Raw genomic sequence first — 15,735 nt, forward strand, 5'->3', positions numbered from 1 at the left:
ACAAATGGTTACATCTGGTTGCCGCGGTAGGGTCGTCACGCGGCAATCGCCAGACGTTTGTGGACATGCAAGACCAAAAAAGGCAGCAACGACAAGACAAAGGAGAGTCTGAATGACCCGCTACACCCGCGCTCTACGCCTGATCGCCGCTGGCGCACTCGTCTCGACCCTTGCAGCGTGCGTGGTCAACCAGCCGGCGCACCACCCTGCTGCGCCGCCCCCGCCCGGCCCGAATCCGCACGAGGTCGCCGTCGATCGCCTGCATCAGGTCGACAGCCGCATCGACAACCTGGGCCATCGCATCGACATGCGCGTGAGCCAGGGCTACTACCCGCCGCCCCAGGGCAGCGCACTCCATCACCGCCTCGACACGATCCGCGGCGAAGCGCACGACATGGCCGCGCAGCACGGCGGCGGCATCTCGCCCGACGAGCAACGCGTGCTGAACGAGGAACTCGACACGGCCGCTCGCGCCATCGGCGAGTAAGCGCCACGCGCCTTGGCCTGTCGGCACGGACCGCGCGCTCGCGGTTCGTGCCGCGCCTTCCCACCGATCCGAACCGCCCCCGTTTTTCCCCGGGGCGATCCATGGCGCGCCACCGATCCGCGCAAGCCAATACCAGCAAGCCTCACGCCCCTTTGCTGGCGCCACGCGCAGAATTTTTCCGCATTGACATAGCCCCGAGGCGTCGCGCACAATCGCTGCGCGCGCCGGGAGAGCGCGCCGTTTGCTTTAGCTTGCTTTCGCTAGTGCAACCGGCGCCGCCGAAGGGGCAACCCACAAACTCTCAGGCAAAAGGACCGTGCGCGCCGGACCGCTGATTCGCTGCATTTGCGCTTTTTGCGCGAGATGACGCGAAGCGGCACACAGTCCGCAACTCTGGAGAGCGGCAGTAGAACGGGCGGCGGCGGATCGTAACCCCCACGCGTTCAGGCTGCCCACCGAAGGGGCGCGCGCCAACCGCAACAGGGCGCAATCTCTCAGGTACCGAGGACAGAGGGGCCATGCAAGAACCGACCACGGGCATCGTGCCTGCGGCGCTTCCTGCATGGCCTTTTTCGTTTTCGCGCGAATTTTCGCGATCGCCTGAGGCCCCATGACCGAACTCAAACGCACCCCGCTGAACGACACGCACCGCGCGCTGAACGCCCGCATGGTCGACTTCGGCGGCTGGGACATGCCCGTCAACTACGGCTCGCAGATCGACGAGCATCGCGCCGTGCGCACCGACGCCGGCATGTTCGACGTTTCGCACATGTGCGTCGTCGACTTTTCGGGCCCGAAGGCGCGCGAGTTCTTCTCCCGCGCGCTCGCCAACAACGTCGCCAAGCTCACCACGCCGGGCCGCGCGCTCTACTCGTGCATGCTGAACCCCGAAGGCGGCGTGATCGACGACCTGATCGTCTACTTCTTCGCCGACGACCAGTTCCGCACCGTCGTCAACGCCGGCACGGCCGAGAAAGACATCGCCTGGTTCGAGAAGCTCAACGCCGAAGGCGGCTTCGGCCTCACCATCACGCCGCGCCGCGATCTCGCGATCGTCGCCGTGCAGGGCCCGAACGCGCGCGAAAAAGTCTGGCAGGTCGCGCCCTCGTCGCGCAGCGCCACCGAAGTTCTCAAACCCTTCAACGCCGCGAAGGTCGAAGCCACGCCGTTCGGCGAGCTGATGATCGCGCGCACGGGCTACACCGGCGAAGACGGCTTCGAAATCGTGGTGCCCGCAGCCGCCGTTTGCGAACTTTGGGACGCCCTGCAGCGCCAGGGCGTGAAGCCCTGTGGCCTCGGCGCGCGCGACACGCTGCGCCTCGAAGCGGGCATGAACCTCTACGGCCAGGACATGGACGACGGCGTCTCGCCGCTCGACGCCGGCCTCGCCTGGACCGTCGACATGAAGGAGCCGCGCGACTTCGTCGGCCGGCCGGCGCTGGAGGCGAACGGCTCGCGTTCGGCCTTCGTCGGCCTGATCCTGCAGAAGGAAAACGGCAAGGCCGGCGGCGTGCTGCGCGCCCACCAGAAAGTGCTCACGCCGCACGGCGAGGGCGAGATCACGAGCGGCACGTTCTCGCCGAGCATGCAGGAATCGATCGCCTTCGCGCGCGTGCCGCAGGGCGTGCAGCCGGGCGATGTCGTGCAGGTGCAGATCCGTGACAAAGCCCTTCCCGCAAGCGTGGTAAAACTGCCGTTCGTGCGCAACGGCAAGGTGCTCGCCGCCTGATCCGCGAGGGTCCTGCTAGCGCGTACGCCCTCCCCCTTTTAAGCAACAAAAACCGAACCACGCACTGGAGCAACCATGAGCATCCCGGCCGATCTGAAATACACCGAATCGCACGAGTGGATCCGCACCGAAGCCGACGGCACGCTGACCATCGGCATCACCGACCACGCGCAGGAAGCACTCGGTGACATCGTCTTCCTCGAACTGCCCGAAGCGGGCCGCGCGGTCACCGCCGGCGACGCCGTTGCCGTGATCGAGTCGGTCAAGGCCGCCTCGGACATCTACGCGCCGGTCGCAGGCGAAATCATCGAAGCGAACACGTCGCTCGTCGACACGCCCGACCAGGTCAACGGCGCGCCGTACGAGTCGTGGCTCTTCAAGATCAAGCCCGCCGCCGACGCCAAGCTCGACTCGCTGATCGACGCCGCCGCCTACGAAAAGGCGATCGGCGCTTAAATCGCAACCTTGCCTTAACCGCCACGGCGCGGCGGCGCGCCCAGAACGCCGCCCGCGCCCGCAGGAATCCCTATGAAGCTCGAACACCCGGATCGTCTGATGAACTCCCCGCTCTCGCTTGCTGCACTTGAAGCGCACGACGCCTTCGCCGCCCGCCACATCGGCCCCGACACGGCCGACCAGCAGGCGATGCTCGACGCGCTCGGCTTCGCCTCGCGCGCCGCGCTGATCGATGCGGTGATTCCGGCGAAGATCCGCCGCAACGAGACGCTGCCGCTCGGGCCGTTCTCGCAGCCGCGCTCGGAAGCCGAGGCGCTCGCCGCCCTGCGCGCGCTCGCGGACAAGAACCAGGTGTTCCGCTCGTATATCGGGCAGGGCTACTACGACACGCACACGCCGGCCGTCATCCTGCGCAACGTGCTCGAAAACCCGGCGTGGTACACCGCGTACACGCCGTACCAGCCGGAAATCTCGCAGGGCCGCCTCGAAGCCCTCTTGAACTTCCAGCAGATGATCACCGACCTGACCGGCCTCGCGATCTCGAACGCGTCGCTGCTCGACGAAGCCACCGCCGCCGCCGAAGCCATGACGCTCGTGCAGCGCGTGGGCAAGTCGAAGTCGAACGTGTTCTTCGTCGCCGACGACGTGCTGGCGCAGACCGTCGAAGTCGTGAAGACGCGCGCCAAGCCGATCGGCATCGAGGTGAAGGTCGGTCCGGCTGCTGAAGCAGTCAATGCAGGCGCCTTCGGCGTGCTGCTGCAATATCCGGGCGTCAACGGCGACGTGCGCGACTACCGCGCGCTCGCGCAAGCCGTGCACGCAGCCGGCGGCGCGGTGATCGCCGCCGCCGACCTGCTCGCGCTGACCATGCTCACGCCGCCAGGCGAATGGGGCGCGGACGTGGCCGTGGGCAACTCGCAGCGCTTCGGCGTGCCGATGGGCTTCGGCGGTCCGCACGCCGCCTACCTCGCGGTGAAGGACGAATTCAAGCGCCAGATGCCGGGCCGTCTCGTCGGCGTGACCGTCGACGCGCAAGGCAACCCGGCGCTGCGCCTCGCGCTGCAAACGCGCGAACAGCACATCCGCCGCGAAAAGGCGACCTCGAACGTCTGCACGGCGCAGGCGCTGCTCGCGATCATGGCGAGCATGTACGCCGTCTACCACGGCCCGCAAGGCTTGAAGCGCATTGCGCAGCGCGTGAACCGCGTCGCCGCGATCCTCGCCGCGGGCGCGAAGCAGCTCGGCTACACGCTCGTGACCGAAGCATTCTTCGACACGCTCACGTTCGAAGCCGGCCCGCGCACCCAGGCGCTGCACGACGCAGCGCTCGCACGCGGCATGAACCTGCGCCACGTGAGCGAGACGCGTGTGGGCGTGTCCGTCGACGAAACCACCTCGCGCGCCGACCTGGCCGACCTGCTCGCCGTGTTCGCGCAAGCCGCGTTCGCCGGCGAAGTGCCTTCGGTCGACAAGCTCGACGCCGAACTCACGCAGGCCGCCGCGTTGACGTTTCCGGCCGCGCTGGCGCGCGAAAGCGCGTACCTCACGCATCCGGTGTTCAACCGTCACCATTCGGAAACGGAAATGCTGCGCTACCTGCGCAGCCTCTCCGACAAGGACCTCGCGCTCGACCGCTCGATGATCCCGCTCGGCTCGTGCACGATGAAGCTCAACGCGACCTCGGAAATGCTGCCGGTCACGTGGCCCGAGTTCGGCCGCATCCACCCGTTCGCGCCGGCCGAGCAGACGGTGGGCTATCGCGAGATGGTCGATCAGCTCGAACAGATGCTCGTGGCCGCAACGGGCTACGCCGCCGTCTCGCTGCAGCCGAACGCCGGCTCGCAGGGCGAGTACGCGGGTCTGCTCATCATCCAGGCGTACCACGCCTCGCGCGGCGAAGCCGCTCGCAACGTCTGCCTGATTCCCGCTTCGGCGCACGGCACGAACCCCGCATCGGCGCAGATGGCCGGCATGCAGGTGGTCGTGGTCGCTTGCGACGCGCAGGGCAACATCGACGTCGCCGACCTCAAGGCCAAGGCCGAACAGCACGCGGCGAAGCTCGCGGCGATCATGATCACGTATCCGTCCACGCACGGCGTGTTCGAAGAGAACGTGCGCGAAGTCTGCGAGATCGTGCACGCGGCGGGCGGCCAGGTGTACGTGGACGGCGCGAACATGAACGCCATGGTGGGTCTGGCGGCGCCGGGCCAGTTCGGCGGCGACGTCTCGCACCTGAACCTGCACAAGACCTTCTGCATTCCGCACGGCGGTGGCGGCCCGGGCGTCGGCCCCGTCGCGGTGGGCGCGCACCTCGCGCAGTTCCTGCCGAACCAGCTTTCGTCGGGCTACAAGCGCGACGATCACGGCATCGGCGCGGTGAGCGCGGCGCCTTACGGCTCGGCCTCGATCCTGCCGATCTCGTGGATGTACATCGCCATGATGGGCGCGGCCAACCTGACCGCTGCGACCGAGAACGCGATCCTCAACGCCAACTACGTGGCGAACAAGCTCGCGCCGCACTTCCCGGTGCTCTACAGCGGCCCGGGCGGGCTCGTCGCGCACGAGTGCATTCTCGACCTGCGCCCCATCAAGGATGCAAGCGGCATCACCGTGGACGACGTCGCCAAGCGCCTGATGGACTACGGCTTCCACGCCCCGACCATGAGCTTCCCGGTGCCGGGCACGCTGATGGTCGAGCCGACCGAGTCGGAGTCGAAGGAAGAACTCGACCGCTTCATCGACGCGATGGTTGCGATCCGCGAGGAAATCCGCGCCGTGGAAGACGGCCGCGCGGACAAGGAGGACAACCCGCTGCGCCACGCGCCGCACACGGCCGCCGTGGTGGTCGCCGACGACTGGCAGCACGCCTACTCGCGCGAGCAGGCCGCCTACCCGGTCGCGTCGCTCGTCGCGCGCAAGTACTGGCCGCCGGTCGGCCGCGCCGACAACGCTTACGGCGACCGCAACCTGTTCTGCTCGTGCGTGCCGCTTAGCGAATATGCGGGCGAACATGCCGACGCGACCGCCGGCGAATAAGCCGCTGCGAAGCCGCTGCGTTATCTTCGGTTAATGCAGCGGCGGTCATCCCCCTCACATTTGCCGCCGCAAACCGCTAACATCACACACCTGTCAGCCTTGAATCAGGGAGTCGCGCATGGCGCGGAAGGTGCGAATGGTTCCATTGCGGGACTCGGTGCGGGACTTACCGCATGCCGCAACGCGGAATTCGGTCCGGCAGACCCGGCACGCGCGCGGTGCGCTGCAACGCCGCCCGCAGCGCCTTGCCGCCGCGCTGGCGCTGGCCTGCGCCACCTTCGCCGGCACGGCCCATGCGGCCATGAACTTCTGCGCGGCCCCCGCGCTGCAATCGAGCGAACGCACGAACTCCGACCCGGGCGTGAAGGCGCTCGTGGCCGAGGTGCTGACGCACGTGAACGACACGCCGCGTCCGCTGGCGCGCCTGCACACCGAGGGCACGCTGCCGCACGAGGGCATCTACGACCAGAGCGTCGAGGCGGCGAAAGAGCTCGACCTCATGCGCAACGCCGCGCTCGCGTGGCGCGCGACGAGCGACGAGCGCTTCCTGAAGCTCGTGGACCGCTTTCTGCTCGCCTGGGTCACCACGTACAAGCCGAGCTTCAATCCCATCGACGAAACGCGTTTCGAGGGGCTGATACTCGCCTACGACATGACCGCGAGCGCGCTGCCCGTGAAAACGCGCAACGCGACCATGCAGTTCCTGAACAGCTTCGCGACCGGCTATATCGCGCAGATCGACGCGCAGCCGCGCCCGCTCAAGGGAAATTTCGCGAACAACTGGCAGAGTCATCGGGTCAAACTGATAGCGATGATCGCGTTCACGCTCGACAACCGGAAGATGATCGCGACGGCGCAGCGGCTCTTCGTGGAGCATCTCGGCGACAACGTCGCGCCCGACGGCTCGACGCTCGACTTCTCGGAGCGCGACGCACTGCACTACGTGACCTACGATTTGCAGCCGCTCGTGACCGCCGCGCTCGCCGCGCGCCGCCACAACCGCAACTGGCTGACCGAACGCGCGGCCAACGGCACGACGCTCGCCAACGCGCTCGACTGGCTCACGCCGTTTGCGCTCGGCCAGAAAACGCACGAGGAATTCGTGCATTCGAACGTACCGTTCGACGCGAAGCGGCGCGAAGCGGGCCTGCCGGGCTACACCGGCCAGTGGGACCCGAAGAACGCCGCCGAACTGTTTCACCTCGCGGCGCGACTCGACGGCCGCTTTGCGCCAGTCGCGCTGAAACTCGCGCCCACGCCGCCCGCGTGGCTCGCCGTCTGTCTGCCGTTGCCGGCGCGGTAAAACGCGCGCGGGTTGCGGCGGCGGCACGGAAATGACGATGCCGCGAATCACGCCGCATCCCCACAAACCAACGTCAGACAAGCAGGAGCAGTACCCATGGCAGTAAGCGTCTTCGATCTCTTCAAAGTCGGCATCGGGCCCTCCAGCTCACACACGGTCGGGCCGATGCGCGCGGCACTGATGTTCGCCGAAGGACTCGAGCGCGACGGTCTGCTTGCGAGCACCGCCGCCGTCAAGGTCGAGCTGTACGGCTCGCTCGGCGCCACCGGCAAGGGCCACGGCACCGACCGCGGCGTCATGCTGGGCCTCATGGGCGACGCGCCCGACACCGTCGATCCCGACACCATCGGCGAGCGCCTCGAAGCCGTGCGCACCTCGCGCCAGCTCGCGCTGCTCGGCCGCCATCCCATTGCGTTCGTTCCGAAGGAGCACGTGGCGTTCTACCGCCAGGCGCTGCCCGAGCACCCGAACGGCATGAAGCTGCGCGCGCTCGACGCGAACGGCGATACGCTGCGCGAAAGCACCTACCTCTCGGTGGGCGGCGGCTTCGTCGTCACGGCCGGCGCGCCGAACACGAAGGTGCTCGCCGCCGCCCAGCAGTTGCCGAATCCGTTCACCACGGGCGCGGAGATGCTCGCGCTGTGCGCCTCGACGGGCAAGAGCATCGCGCAGCTGATGCTCGAAAACGAGCGCGTCTGGCATAGCGACGAGCAGATCCGCTCAGGTCTCCTGCACATCTGGAACGTGATGCAGTCGTGTGTGTCGCGCGGCTGCGGCATCAACAATCCCGACGCCGACGGCACGCTGCCCGGCCCCTTCGCCGTGAAGCGCCGCGCGTCGCAGCTTTATCGCGCGCTGACCAGCAATCCCGAGCGCGCGCTGCAAGACCCGCTCTCGATGATCGACTGGATCAATCTGTACGCGATCGCCGTGAACGAGGAAAACGCCGCGGGCGGGCGCGTGGTGACCGCGCCGACCAACGGCGCAGCGGGCATCATCCCGGCCGTGCTGCACTACTACGTGCGCTTTACGCCGGGGGCGAACGAACAGGGCGTGATCGACTTCCTGCTCACCGCGGCCGCCATCGGCATTCTCTACAAGCTCAACGCGTCGATTTCGGGCGCCGAAGTGGGCTGCCAGGGCGAAGTGGGCGTGGCCTGCTCGATGGCCGCGGGCGCGCTCGCCGCCGTGCTGGGCGGCACGCCGCTGCAGGTGGAAAACGCCGCCGAAATCGGCATGGAGCACAACCTCGGTCTCACCTGCGACCCGGTGGGCGGCATGGTGCAGATTCCCTGCATCGAACGCAACGCCATGGCCTCGGTGAAAGCCGTGAACGCGGCGCGCATGGCGCTGCGCGGCGACGGCGCGCATTACGTCTCGCTCGACTCCGTGATCAAGACGATGCGCGAAACCGGCGCCGACATGAAGACGAAGTACAAGGAGACCTCGCGCGGCGGCCTCGCGGTGAACATCGTCGAGTGCTGATTCGCTGAAGCGCTGTCGCCTTGCCTGAAGCATCTGAACGTAATCACGTAACGATTGAAGGAGACTTGACCGCCATGCAGCAGCCGAACGCATCCGCTACCACCGAAGCCACTACCACCGGAGCTCGCCTCGTCGTCGATGCGCTCGTCGCCAATGGCGTCGAGCGCGTGTTCTGCGTGCCGGGCGAGAGCTATCTTGCGGTGCTCGATTCGTTGTCCGACGAAACCGCGCAGATCGAAACCGTGGTGTGCCGTCACGAGGCGGCGGCGGCGAACATGGCGGAAGCGATCGGCAAGCTCACGGGCAGGCCCGGCGTCGCACTCGTCACACGCGGGCCGGGCGCCACGCATGCCTCGATTGGCGTGCATACGGCGTTCCAGGACTCCACGCCGATGATCCTCCTGATCGGCCAGGTGGCGCGCGAGCAGATGGACCGCGAGGCGTTCCAGGAAATCGACTATCGACGCATGTTCGGCCAGATGGCAAAGTGGGTCGCGCAGATCGACGACGCGCGCCGCGTGCCCGAATACCTGAGCCACGCGTTCCATATCGCGATGTCGGGACGGCCGGGTCCGGTCGTGCTCGCGCTGCCCGAAGACATGCTGAGCGGCGCGATTCCCGCATCCGAAGCGCAGCCCATCGCGCCGCCCGCGCAGCGCGTGCAGGCGTCGCCTTCCGCTGCGCAGATGGAGCGCGTGCGCGAGCTGCTCGCGGGCGCGAAGAAGCCGTTCGTGATCGCGGGCGGCCATGGCTGGAACCCGCAGGCTTGTGCGGACTTCCAGCGCTTCGTCGAGAACTGGCAATTGCCGGTCGGCCTCGCGTTCCGCTTTCAGGACACGCTCAACAACGATCACCCGAACTATGCGGGCGACGTGGGCCTCGGCGTGAATCCGGCGCTTGCCAAGCGCATCCGCGAAGCCGACGTGCTGCTCGCACTCGGTCCGCGCCTGGGCGAATCGACGACGGGCGGCTATACGCTCTTCGACATCCCCAAAACGAAGCAAACGCTCATTCACGTGCATCAGGGCGCGGAGGAACTCGGCCGCGTCTATGCAGCCGATCTGCCGATCGTTTCGGGCCTCGCGGAATTCGCCGCGCTGCTCGCAGCGCTTCCGGCGCCCGCGCAACCCGCGTGGGCCGGCAGCGCCGCGGAAGCACACGAGGCGTGGCACGCATGGCGCAGGCCGCTGCCGATGCCCGGCGACGTGCAGCTCGGCGAAGTCATGCAGCAATTGCGCGCACGCCTGCCCGACGACGCGATCGTCACGAACGGCGCGGGCAATTACGCCACGTGGCTGCATCGCCATTTCGCGTATCGCCACTTCCGCTCGCAGCTCGCACCCACGAGCGGCGCGATGGGCTACGGCGTGCCCGCCGCAATCGCCGCGAAGTCGCAATACCCCTCGCGCACCGTGGTCGCGCTCGCCGGCGACGGCTGCTTCATGATGGCGTCGTCGGAGCTCGCCACCGCGATGCAGTACGGCCTGAATGTCGTGTTCATCGTCGTGAACAACGCGCACTACGGCACGATCCGCATGCATCAGGAGCGCCACTATCCGAACCGCGTGCACGGCACGCAGCTCACGAACCCCGACTTCGCGGCGTTTGCGCAGTCGTTCGGCGCGCACGGCGAAGTCGTCACGACCACGGCGCAATTCGCCCCCGCGCTGGAGCGTGCGCTCACGGCAGGCAAGCCCGCGCTGATCGAGATCCGCGTGACGAAGGAAGCGAGCACGCCTGCGGCGACGCTCGAACAGATTCGCGAAGCGGGCAGGAAAATGCGCGGAGAATGACTGAGAAGGAATCCTGAACAAGCTCACCTTTAAGGGTGAGCGCACAAACAAAAGCCCCGCAGGCTCAACACCTGCGGGGCTTTTTAACAACTACGGTGCGACGTCAAACGCTTACTTGCCGCCCACGCTTTGCAGCGTCGTCCACTTGCCGTCGACAACCTTGTACAGCGTGATGCCACCGTTCTTCAGGTCGCCGCGCGTGTCGTACGCGAGGTCCGCCGTGGTGACTGCCGGCATGCTGGTCTTCGCGAGGAACGGCAGGTACTTCGCCGGATCCGTCGAGTTGGCCTTCTTCATGGCGTCGAACATCGCCATCGCGCCGTCGTAGGCGTACGGCGAGTACGTCTGCACGTCTTCGCCGAAGCGCTTCTTGTACTTCGTGACGTAGTCCTTGCCACCGGGCATCTGGTCGAGCGGCAGGCCGGCGAGCGACGCCACCGTGCCGTTCGCCGCGTCACCCGCGATCTGCAGGAAGGTCGGCGTGTGAACCATTTCGCCGCCCATCAGCGGGGCCTTGATGCCCAGCGACTTCATCTGCTTGACCATCGGTGCCGCTTGCGAATCCGCGCCGCCGAAGTAGACCAGGTCGGGGGCCATCGCCTTCGCCTTCGTCAGGACCGACTTGAAGTCGACGGCCTTGTCGTTGGTGTATTCACGGTCGATGATGGTGCCGCCGGCAGCTTTCGCAGCCTTCGAGAATTCGTCGGCGAGACCCTGGCCGTAAGCCGTGCGGTCGTCGATCACGACGATCTTCTTCATGCCGAGGTTCTTCACTGCGAACGTGCCTGCGACCGAACCCTGCTGCGTGTCCGAGGTCATCATGCGGAACGTCGTCTTGAAGCCTTGCTGCGTGTACTCAGGCGCCGTCGCCATGGCGATCTGCGGGATGCCTGCGTTCGCGTAGATGCGCGAAGCCGGGATCGTCGTGCCCGAGTTGAAGTGACCGAGCATGCCCTTGATGCCGTCGTCGACGAGCTTCTGCGCGACCGTCGTGCCCGTGCGCGGGTCGGCCTGATCGTCGGCCGCGTCGAGCACGAAGTGAACCGGCTTGCCGCCGATCACGGGCTTCGTCGCGTTGATGTCTTCGACTGCGAGCGTGATGCCGTTCTGGAAGTCCTTGCCGTAGTGCGCCTGCGCGCCCGTCATCGGACCGGCGAAACCGATCTTCACCTCTTCGGCTTGTTGTGCGTGCGCAGTCCCCGCCAGCGACAGGGCGGCAACAAGCGTTGCGCCTGCCAGCTGCTTCATCGTGTGTTGCATTGCTTCTCCTTGGTACCAGGTATCAAACGAGCGGCTTCGGATTTCATTGGGCCTTGCCGCTTCCTTGTCTTGAGACGACCGACAGTATGGCTTGTGCTTAACCGATCGTCATCAAATTTGCATTACCGCCTGCTGCTGCCGTATTTACGCTGACCGAACGTTCCGCGAGCAGTCGTTCGAGCGCGTAATCTTCGTCGCCGTTGGCGAGCGCGTGGGCTGCCACGCCCTGCACCGAGACGATCGGGCCAGGACGCTTGGCCACTTCCTTCACGAGTGCGAGCAGCTCGTCGCTGTCGCCTTCGAAGAGGACTGCATCGAAGTCGGCGTCGGCCGTCTTCTTGATCGCTACGTGCGCCTTCAGTGCCGCCGGCAGTGCGCTCACCAGCGCTTCGCCCGCCGCGCCCTGGAACAGCGCGCGGTTGCCCGTTGCGAGCGCAACGGCGAGTTGCGCGCGAGCGCCCGTGGCCGTCGAGGGCACGCACAGCACCGTGCCGCGCGCCGAAAGCGTATAGGTGTTGCGCTCGCCCGTCGGGCCCGGCAGAACTGCCGTGGCGCCCGCGAGCACGTATTCGAGGTAGCCGTCGCAGCGTGCCGCGAGCGCGGGCTCGCGCTCGGCGATGAGCCAGTCGCGCAGCGTCGTGAGCGCGGCCTGTGCCGATTGCGGCGCGCCGTTGTTGGCCTCGGCACCTTGCGGCGCATCGACGACGAGCACATCGGCGAGCGACTTCGGCAAACCGGCCGGACGCTTCGCGAGCAGACGCGAGAGATACAGCGCGCCGCCTGCCTTCGGACCCGTGCCCGACAGGCCTTCACCGCCGAACGGCTGCACGCCCACCACCGCGCCGATCACGTTGCGGTTCACGTAGATGTTGCCCACGTGCGCGCGGCCGATCACGTGCGCGATCGTTTCGTCGATACGCGTGTGAATGCCGAGCGTGAGGCCGTAGCCCGTGGCGCGGATCTGCTCGAGCAGCTTGTCGAGCTGGCTGCGGCGATAGCGCACCACGTGCAGCACCGGGCCGAACACTTCGCGCTTGAGTTCGTCGAGGCTGTCGAGCTCGACGAGCGTGGGCGGCACGAAGGTGCCTTGCGCGCAGGTGTCGGGCGTCGGCATCTGCTGGACCTTGCGGCCCTTTTCGCGCATGCCGGCGACGTGCGTATCGATGCCGCGCTTCGCGTCGATGTCGATCACGGGACCGACGTCGGTCGAGAGGCGGTCGGGGTTGCCCACCGCGAGTTCCTTCATCGCGCCCGTGAGCATTTCGAGCGTGCGGTCCGCCACGTCGTCCTGCAGGCACAGCACGCGCAGCGCGGAACAACGCTGGCCGGCCGAGTCGAATGCGCTTTGCAGCACGTCGGCCACGACCTGCTCCGCGAGCGCCGACGAATCGACGATCATCGCGTTCTGGCCGCCGGTTTCGGCGATCAGCGGAATCGGGCGGCCTTCGGAGTCGAGACGCTCGGACAGCGTCTTGTTGATGAGGCGCGCGACTTCGGTCGAGCCCGTGAACATCACGGCACGCGTGCGGTGATCGGCGACGAGCGCCGCACCCACGGTTTCGCCGTTGCCCGGCAGCAGTTGCACCGCGCCCGCCGGCACGCCGGCTTCGCGCAGGATGCGCACGGCTTGCGCGGCGATCAGCGGCGTTTGCTCAGCGGGCTTCGCGAGCACCGTGTTGCCGGCTGCGAGCGCGGCGGCCACCTGGCCCATGAAGATCGCGAGCGGGAAGTTCCACGGGCTGATACACACCACGGGGCCGAGCGGACGGTGCGTGTCGTTCGAGAACTCTTCGCGGATCTGCGTCGAGTAGTAGCGCAGGAAGTCGATCGCTTCGCGGATTTCGGCCACGGCGTTCGGCAGCGACTTGCCCGCTTCGCGCACGATCAGGCCCATCAGCGTATGCATTTGCGCTTCGAGCAGATCGGCGGCGCGTGCGAGGCAATCGGCGCGCGCTTCGACGGGCGTGGCCTGCCAGATCGGCGCGGCGGCCACGGCGTGCGAGAGCGCGGCGCTCACGTGCTCGCTCGTCGCTTCCACCACGGTCCCGACGAGATCGCGATGATCGGCGGGGTTGCGCACGTCGCGTGCGGCGCCATCGGCGATATCGCTGTCGGCGAGCATCGGCGCGGCGCGCCACGGATGATGCGCGCTCGCCAGCAGCGCCGACGACAGCGACGCGAGTCGATGCTCGTTCGACAGATCGAGGCCCATCGAATTGAAGCGCTCGCTGCCGTACAGTTCGCGCGGCAGCGGAATCTTCGCGTGCGGTGCGCCGAGCGGCACGACCTTGGCGGCGTCGTCGATCGGGTTCGTGACCAGCTCCGCGACCGGCACGGAGGCATCGGCGATGCGGTTCACGAACGAGGTGTTCGCGCCGTTTTCGAGCAGGCGCCGCACGAGGTACGCGAGCAGCGTTTCATGCGTGCCGACCGGCGCGTAGACGCGGCACGGACGGTTGAGCTTGCCCTGCGAGAGCGGGCCCGTGACTTCTTCGTACAGCGGCTCGCCCATGCCGTGCAGGCACTGGAATTCGTACTGGCCGGGATAGTAGTTCTGGCCCGCGAGGTGATAGATCGCCGAGAGCGTGTACGCGTTGTGGGTGGCGAACTGCGGATACACGGCATCCGGCGCGCCGAGCAGCTTCTTCGCGCAGGCGAGGTACGAGACGTCCGTGTAGATCTTGCGCGTGTACACCGGGTAGCCTTCGAGGCCGTCCACCTGGGCGCGCTTGATTTCCGTATCCCAGTACGCGCCCTTTACGAGGCGCACCATGATGCGGTGACGGCTGCGGCGCGCGAGATCGACGATGTAGTCGATCACGAACGGGCAGCGCTTCTGGTACGCCTGCACCACGAAGCCGATGCCGTTCCAGCCCGCGAGTTCCGGGTCGAAGCACAGCGCTTCGAGCAGGTCGAGCGAGAGTTCGAGGCGGTCGGCTTCTTCGGCGTCGATATTGAGGCCGATGTCATAGCGGCGAGCAAGCACGGCGAGCGCGCGCACGCGCGGCAGCAACTCGCCCATGGTGCGTTCCTGCTGCGCGCGCGAGTAACGCGGGTGCAGCGCGGAGAGCTTGATCGAGATGCCCGGACCTTCGTAGATGCCGCGGCCGCCCGCGGCCTTGCCGATGGCGTGAATCGCCTGCTCGTACGAGGCGTAGTAGCGCTGCGCATCGGCCTCCGTCGTCGCGGCTTCGCCGAGCATGTCGTACGAGTAGCGGAAACCGCGCGCTTCGAACTTGCGGCTGTTGGCCAGCGCTTCGGAGATGTTCTCGCCCGTGACGAACTGCTCGCCCATCAGGCGCATGGCCATGTCCACGCCCTTGCGGATCAGCGGCTCGCCGCCCTTGCCGATCATGCGCGTGAGCGCCGACGACAGGCCGGTTTCGCTGTTCGTCGTGACGAGCTTGCCGGTGATCATGAGGCCCCAGGTGGCGGCGTTCACGAACAGCGACGGCGCGTGGCCGACGTGCGATTTCCAGTCGCCCTTGCTGATCTTGTCGCGGATCAGCGCGTCGCGCGTGGCGCGGTCGGGAATGCGCAGCAGCGCTTCGGCGAGGCACATCAGCGCCACGCCTTCCTGGCTGGACAGCGAAAACTCGTGGATCAGGCCTTCCACGCCGCCGCCGGTGCCCTTCGCGCGCAGCGTTTCGACGAGCTTCGTGGCGAGCTTCGTCACCTCGCCCGTGAGGTTGGCCGGCAGGCGCGCTTCGCCGATCAGGAACGGCACGCACTCCGGCTCCGGACGGCGGTACGCAGCCGTGATGGCCGCGCGCAACACCGACTGCGGTTGCACGTTTTGCGCAAATTCGAGGAACGGGTGCGACGCGGCTTCGTCGTCGTCAGCGGTAGCACCTTCCGCGAGATCGGTCGCACCGACATGACCGTTGAGTTCGGGAGGCAGCTGGCCGTGCTCGATTTTCTCGAGATAGGCAAAGATGGCTTGCTTGATGAGCCAGTGCGGCGTGCGCTCGAGCCGCGTGGCGGCGTCCTTGAGACGGGAGCGGAGGAGATCGTCGACTTTGACGCCAAGTGTGGTGCTAGCCATGTTTCCTTCGTATGCCGGCAGACCCGCACCGGCGGTGACCAAAAAGTTGGCGAATCGTAACCCTACAAATAAAAAGGTGCAACCACTCTCTCAAAATGGTTGCACCACGGTTGAGGCCTTGTGCAGCCTGGGTTTGCGGCC

At 67.0% G+C, this 15,735-nt stretch carries 9 protein-coding genes and 2 riboswitches; of the genes, 7 read left to right on the top strand and 2 right to left on the bottom strand.

Going from position 1 to position 15,735, the window contains the following annotated elements; translation table 11 throughout:
- Positions 1–112: 112 nt before the first annotated feature.
- From AB4Y35_RS07430 to AB4Y35_RS07460, 7 genes are all read left to right on the top strand, one after another.
- Complete coding sequence (locus tag AB4Y35_RS07430; protein WP_342920324.1) at positions 113–487, top strand: hypothetical protein; 375 nt, start codon at positions 113–115, stop codon at positions 485–487.
- Between the two features lie 215 nt (positions 488–702).
- Positions 703–813: riboswitch (glycine riboswitch) on the top strand.
- A 57-nt stretch (positions 814–870) separates the two neighbouring features.
- A riboswitch (glycine riboswitch) is annotated at positions 871–1,008 on the top strand.
- Positions 1,009–1,097: 89 nt separating this feature from the next.
- On the top strand, positions 1,098–2,216 hold the full coding sequence (gene gcvT, locus AB4Y35_RS07435) for a glycine cleavage system aminomethyltransferase GcvT (protein WP_368703964.1): 1,119 nt from the start codon (positions 1,098–1,100) through the stop codon (positions 2,214–2,216).
- 75 nt (positions 2,217–2,291) lie between these two features.
- Positions 2,292–2,672 carry a glycine cleavage system protein GcvH gene (gene gcvH, locus AB4Y35_RS07440; RefSeq protein ID WP_028203325.1) on the top strand — a complete coding sequence of 127 codons (381 nt, stop codon included), beginning with the start codon at positions 2,292–2,294 and terminating at the stop codon, positions 2,670–2,672.
- 72 nt (positions 2,673–2,744) lie between these two features.
- A complete protein-coding gene (gcvP, locus tag AB4Y35_RS07445; protein WP_368703965.1) occupies positions 2,745–5,708 on the top strand; it encodes an aminomethyl-transferring glycine dehydrogenase in 2,964 nt (987 codons plus the stop codon).
- Between the two features lie 118 nt (positions 5,709–5,826).
- Positions 5,827–7,011: an alginate lyase family protein gene (locus tag AB4Y35_RS07450; protein ID WP_368703966.1), complete on the top strand. Its 1,185-nt coding sequence runs from the start codon at positions 5,827–5,829 to the stop codon at positions 7,009–7,011.
- A gap of 96 nt (positions 7,012–7,107) precedes the next feature.
- A complete protein-coding gene (locus tag AB4Y35_RS07455; RefSeq protein ID WP_368703967.1) occupies positions 7,108–8,496 on the top strand; it encodes an L-serine ammonia-lyase in 1,389 nt (462 codons plus the stop codon).
- A 74-nt stretch (positions 8,497–8,570) separates the two neighbouring features.
- Complete coding sequence (locus tag AB4Y35_RS07460; RefSeq protein ID WP_368703968.1) at positions 8,571–10,289, top strand: thiamine pyrophosphate-binding protein; 1,719 nt, start codon at positions 8,571–8,573, stop codon at positions 10,287–10,289.
- A gap of 111 nt (positions 10,290–10,400) precedes the next feature.
- Here the strand turns inward: AB4Y35_RS07460 and AB4Y35_RS07465 are convergent, their stop codons facing one another.
- Entirely contained in the window at positions 10,401–11,549 is a 1,149-nt protein-coding gene (locus AB4Y35_RS07465; protein ID WP_368703969.1) for a branched-chain amino acid ABC transporter substrate-binding protein, read from the bottom strand.
- A gap of 97 nt (positions 11,550–11,646) precedes the next feature.
- Positions 11,647–15,594, bottom strand: a complete 3,948-nt coding sequence (gene putA / locus AB4Y35_RS07470; RefSeq protein WP_368703970.1) for a trifunctional transcriptional regulator/proline dehydrogenase/L-glutamate gamma-semialdehyde dehydrogenase — start codon at positions 15,592–15,594, stop codon at positions 11,647–11,649.
- Between the last annotated feature and the right edge of the window lie 141 nt (positions 15,595–15,735).

The organism is Paraburkholderia sp. EG286A, from assembly GCF_040965375.1.
Classification (GTDB): Bacteria; Pseudomonadota; Gammaproteobacteria; order Burkholderiales; family Burkholderiaceae; genus Paraburkholderia.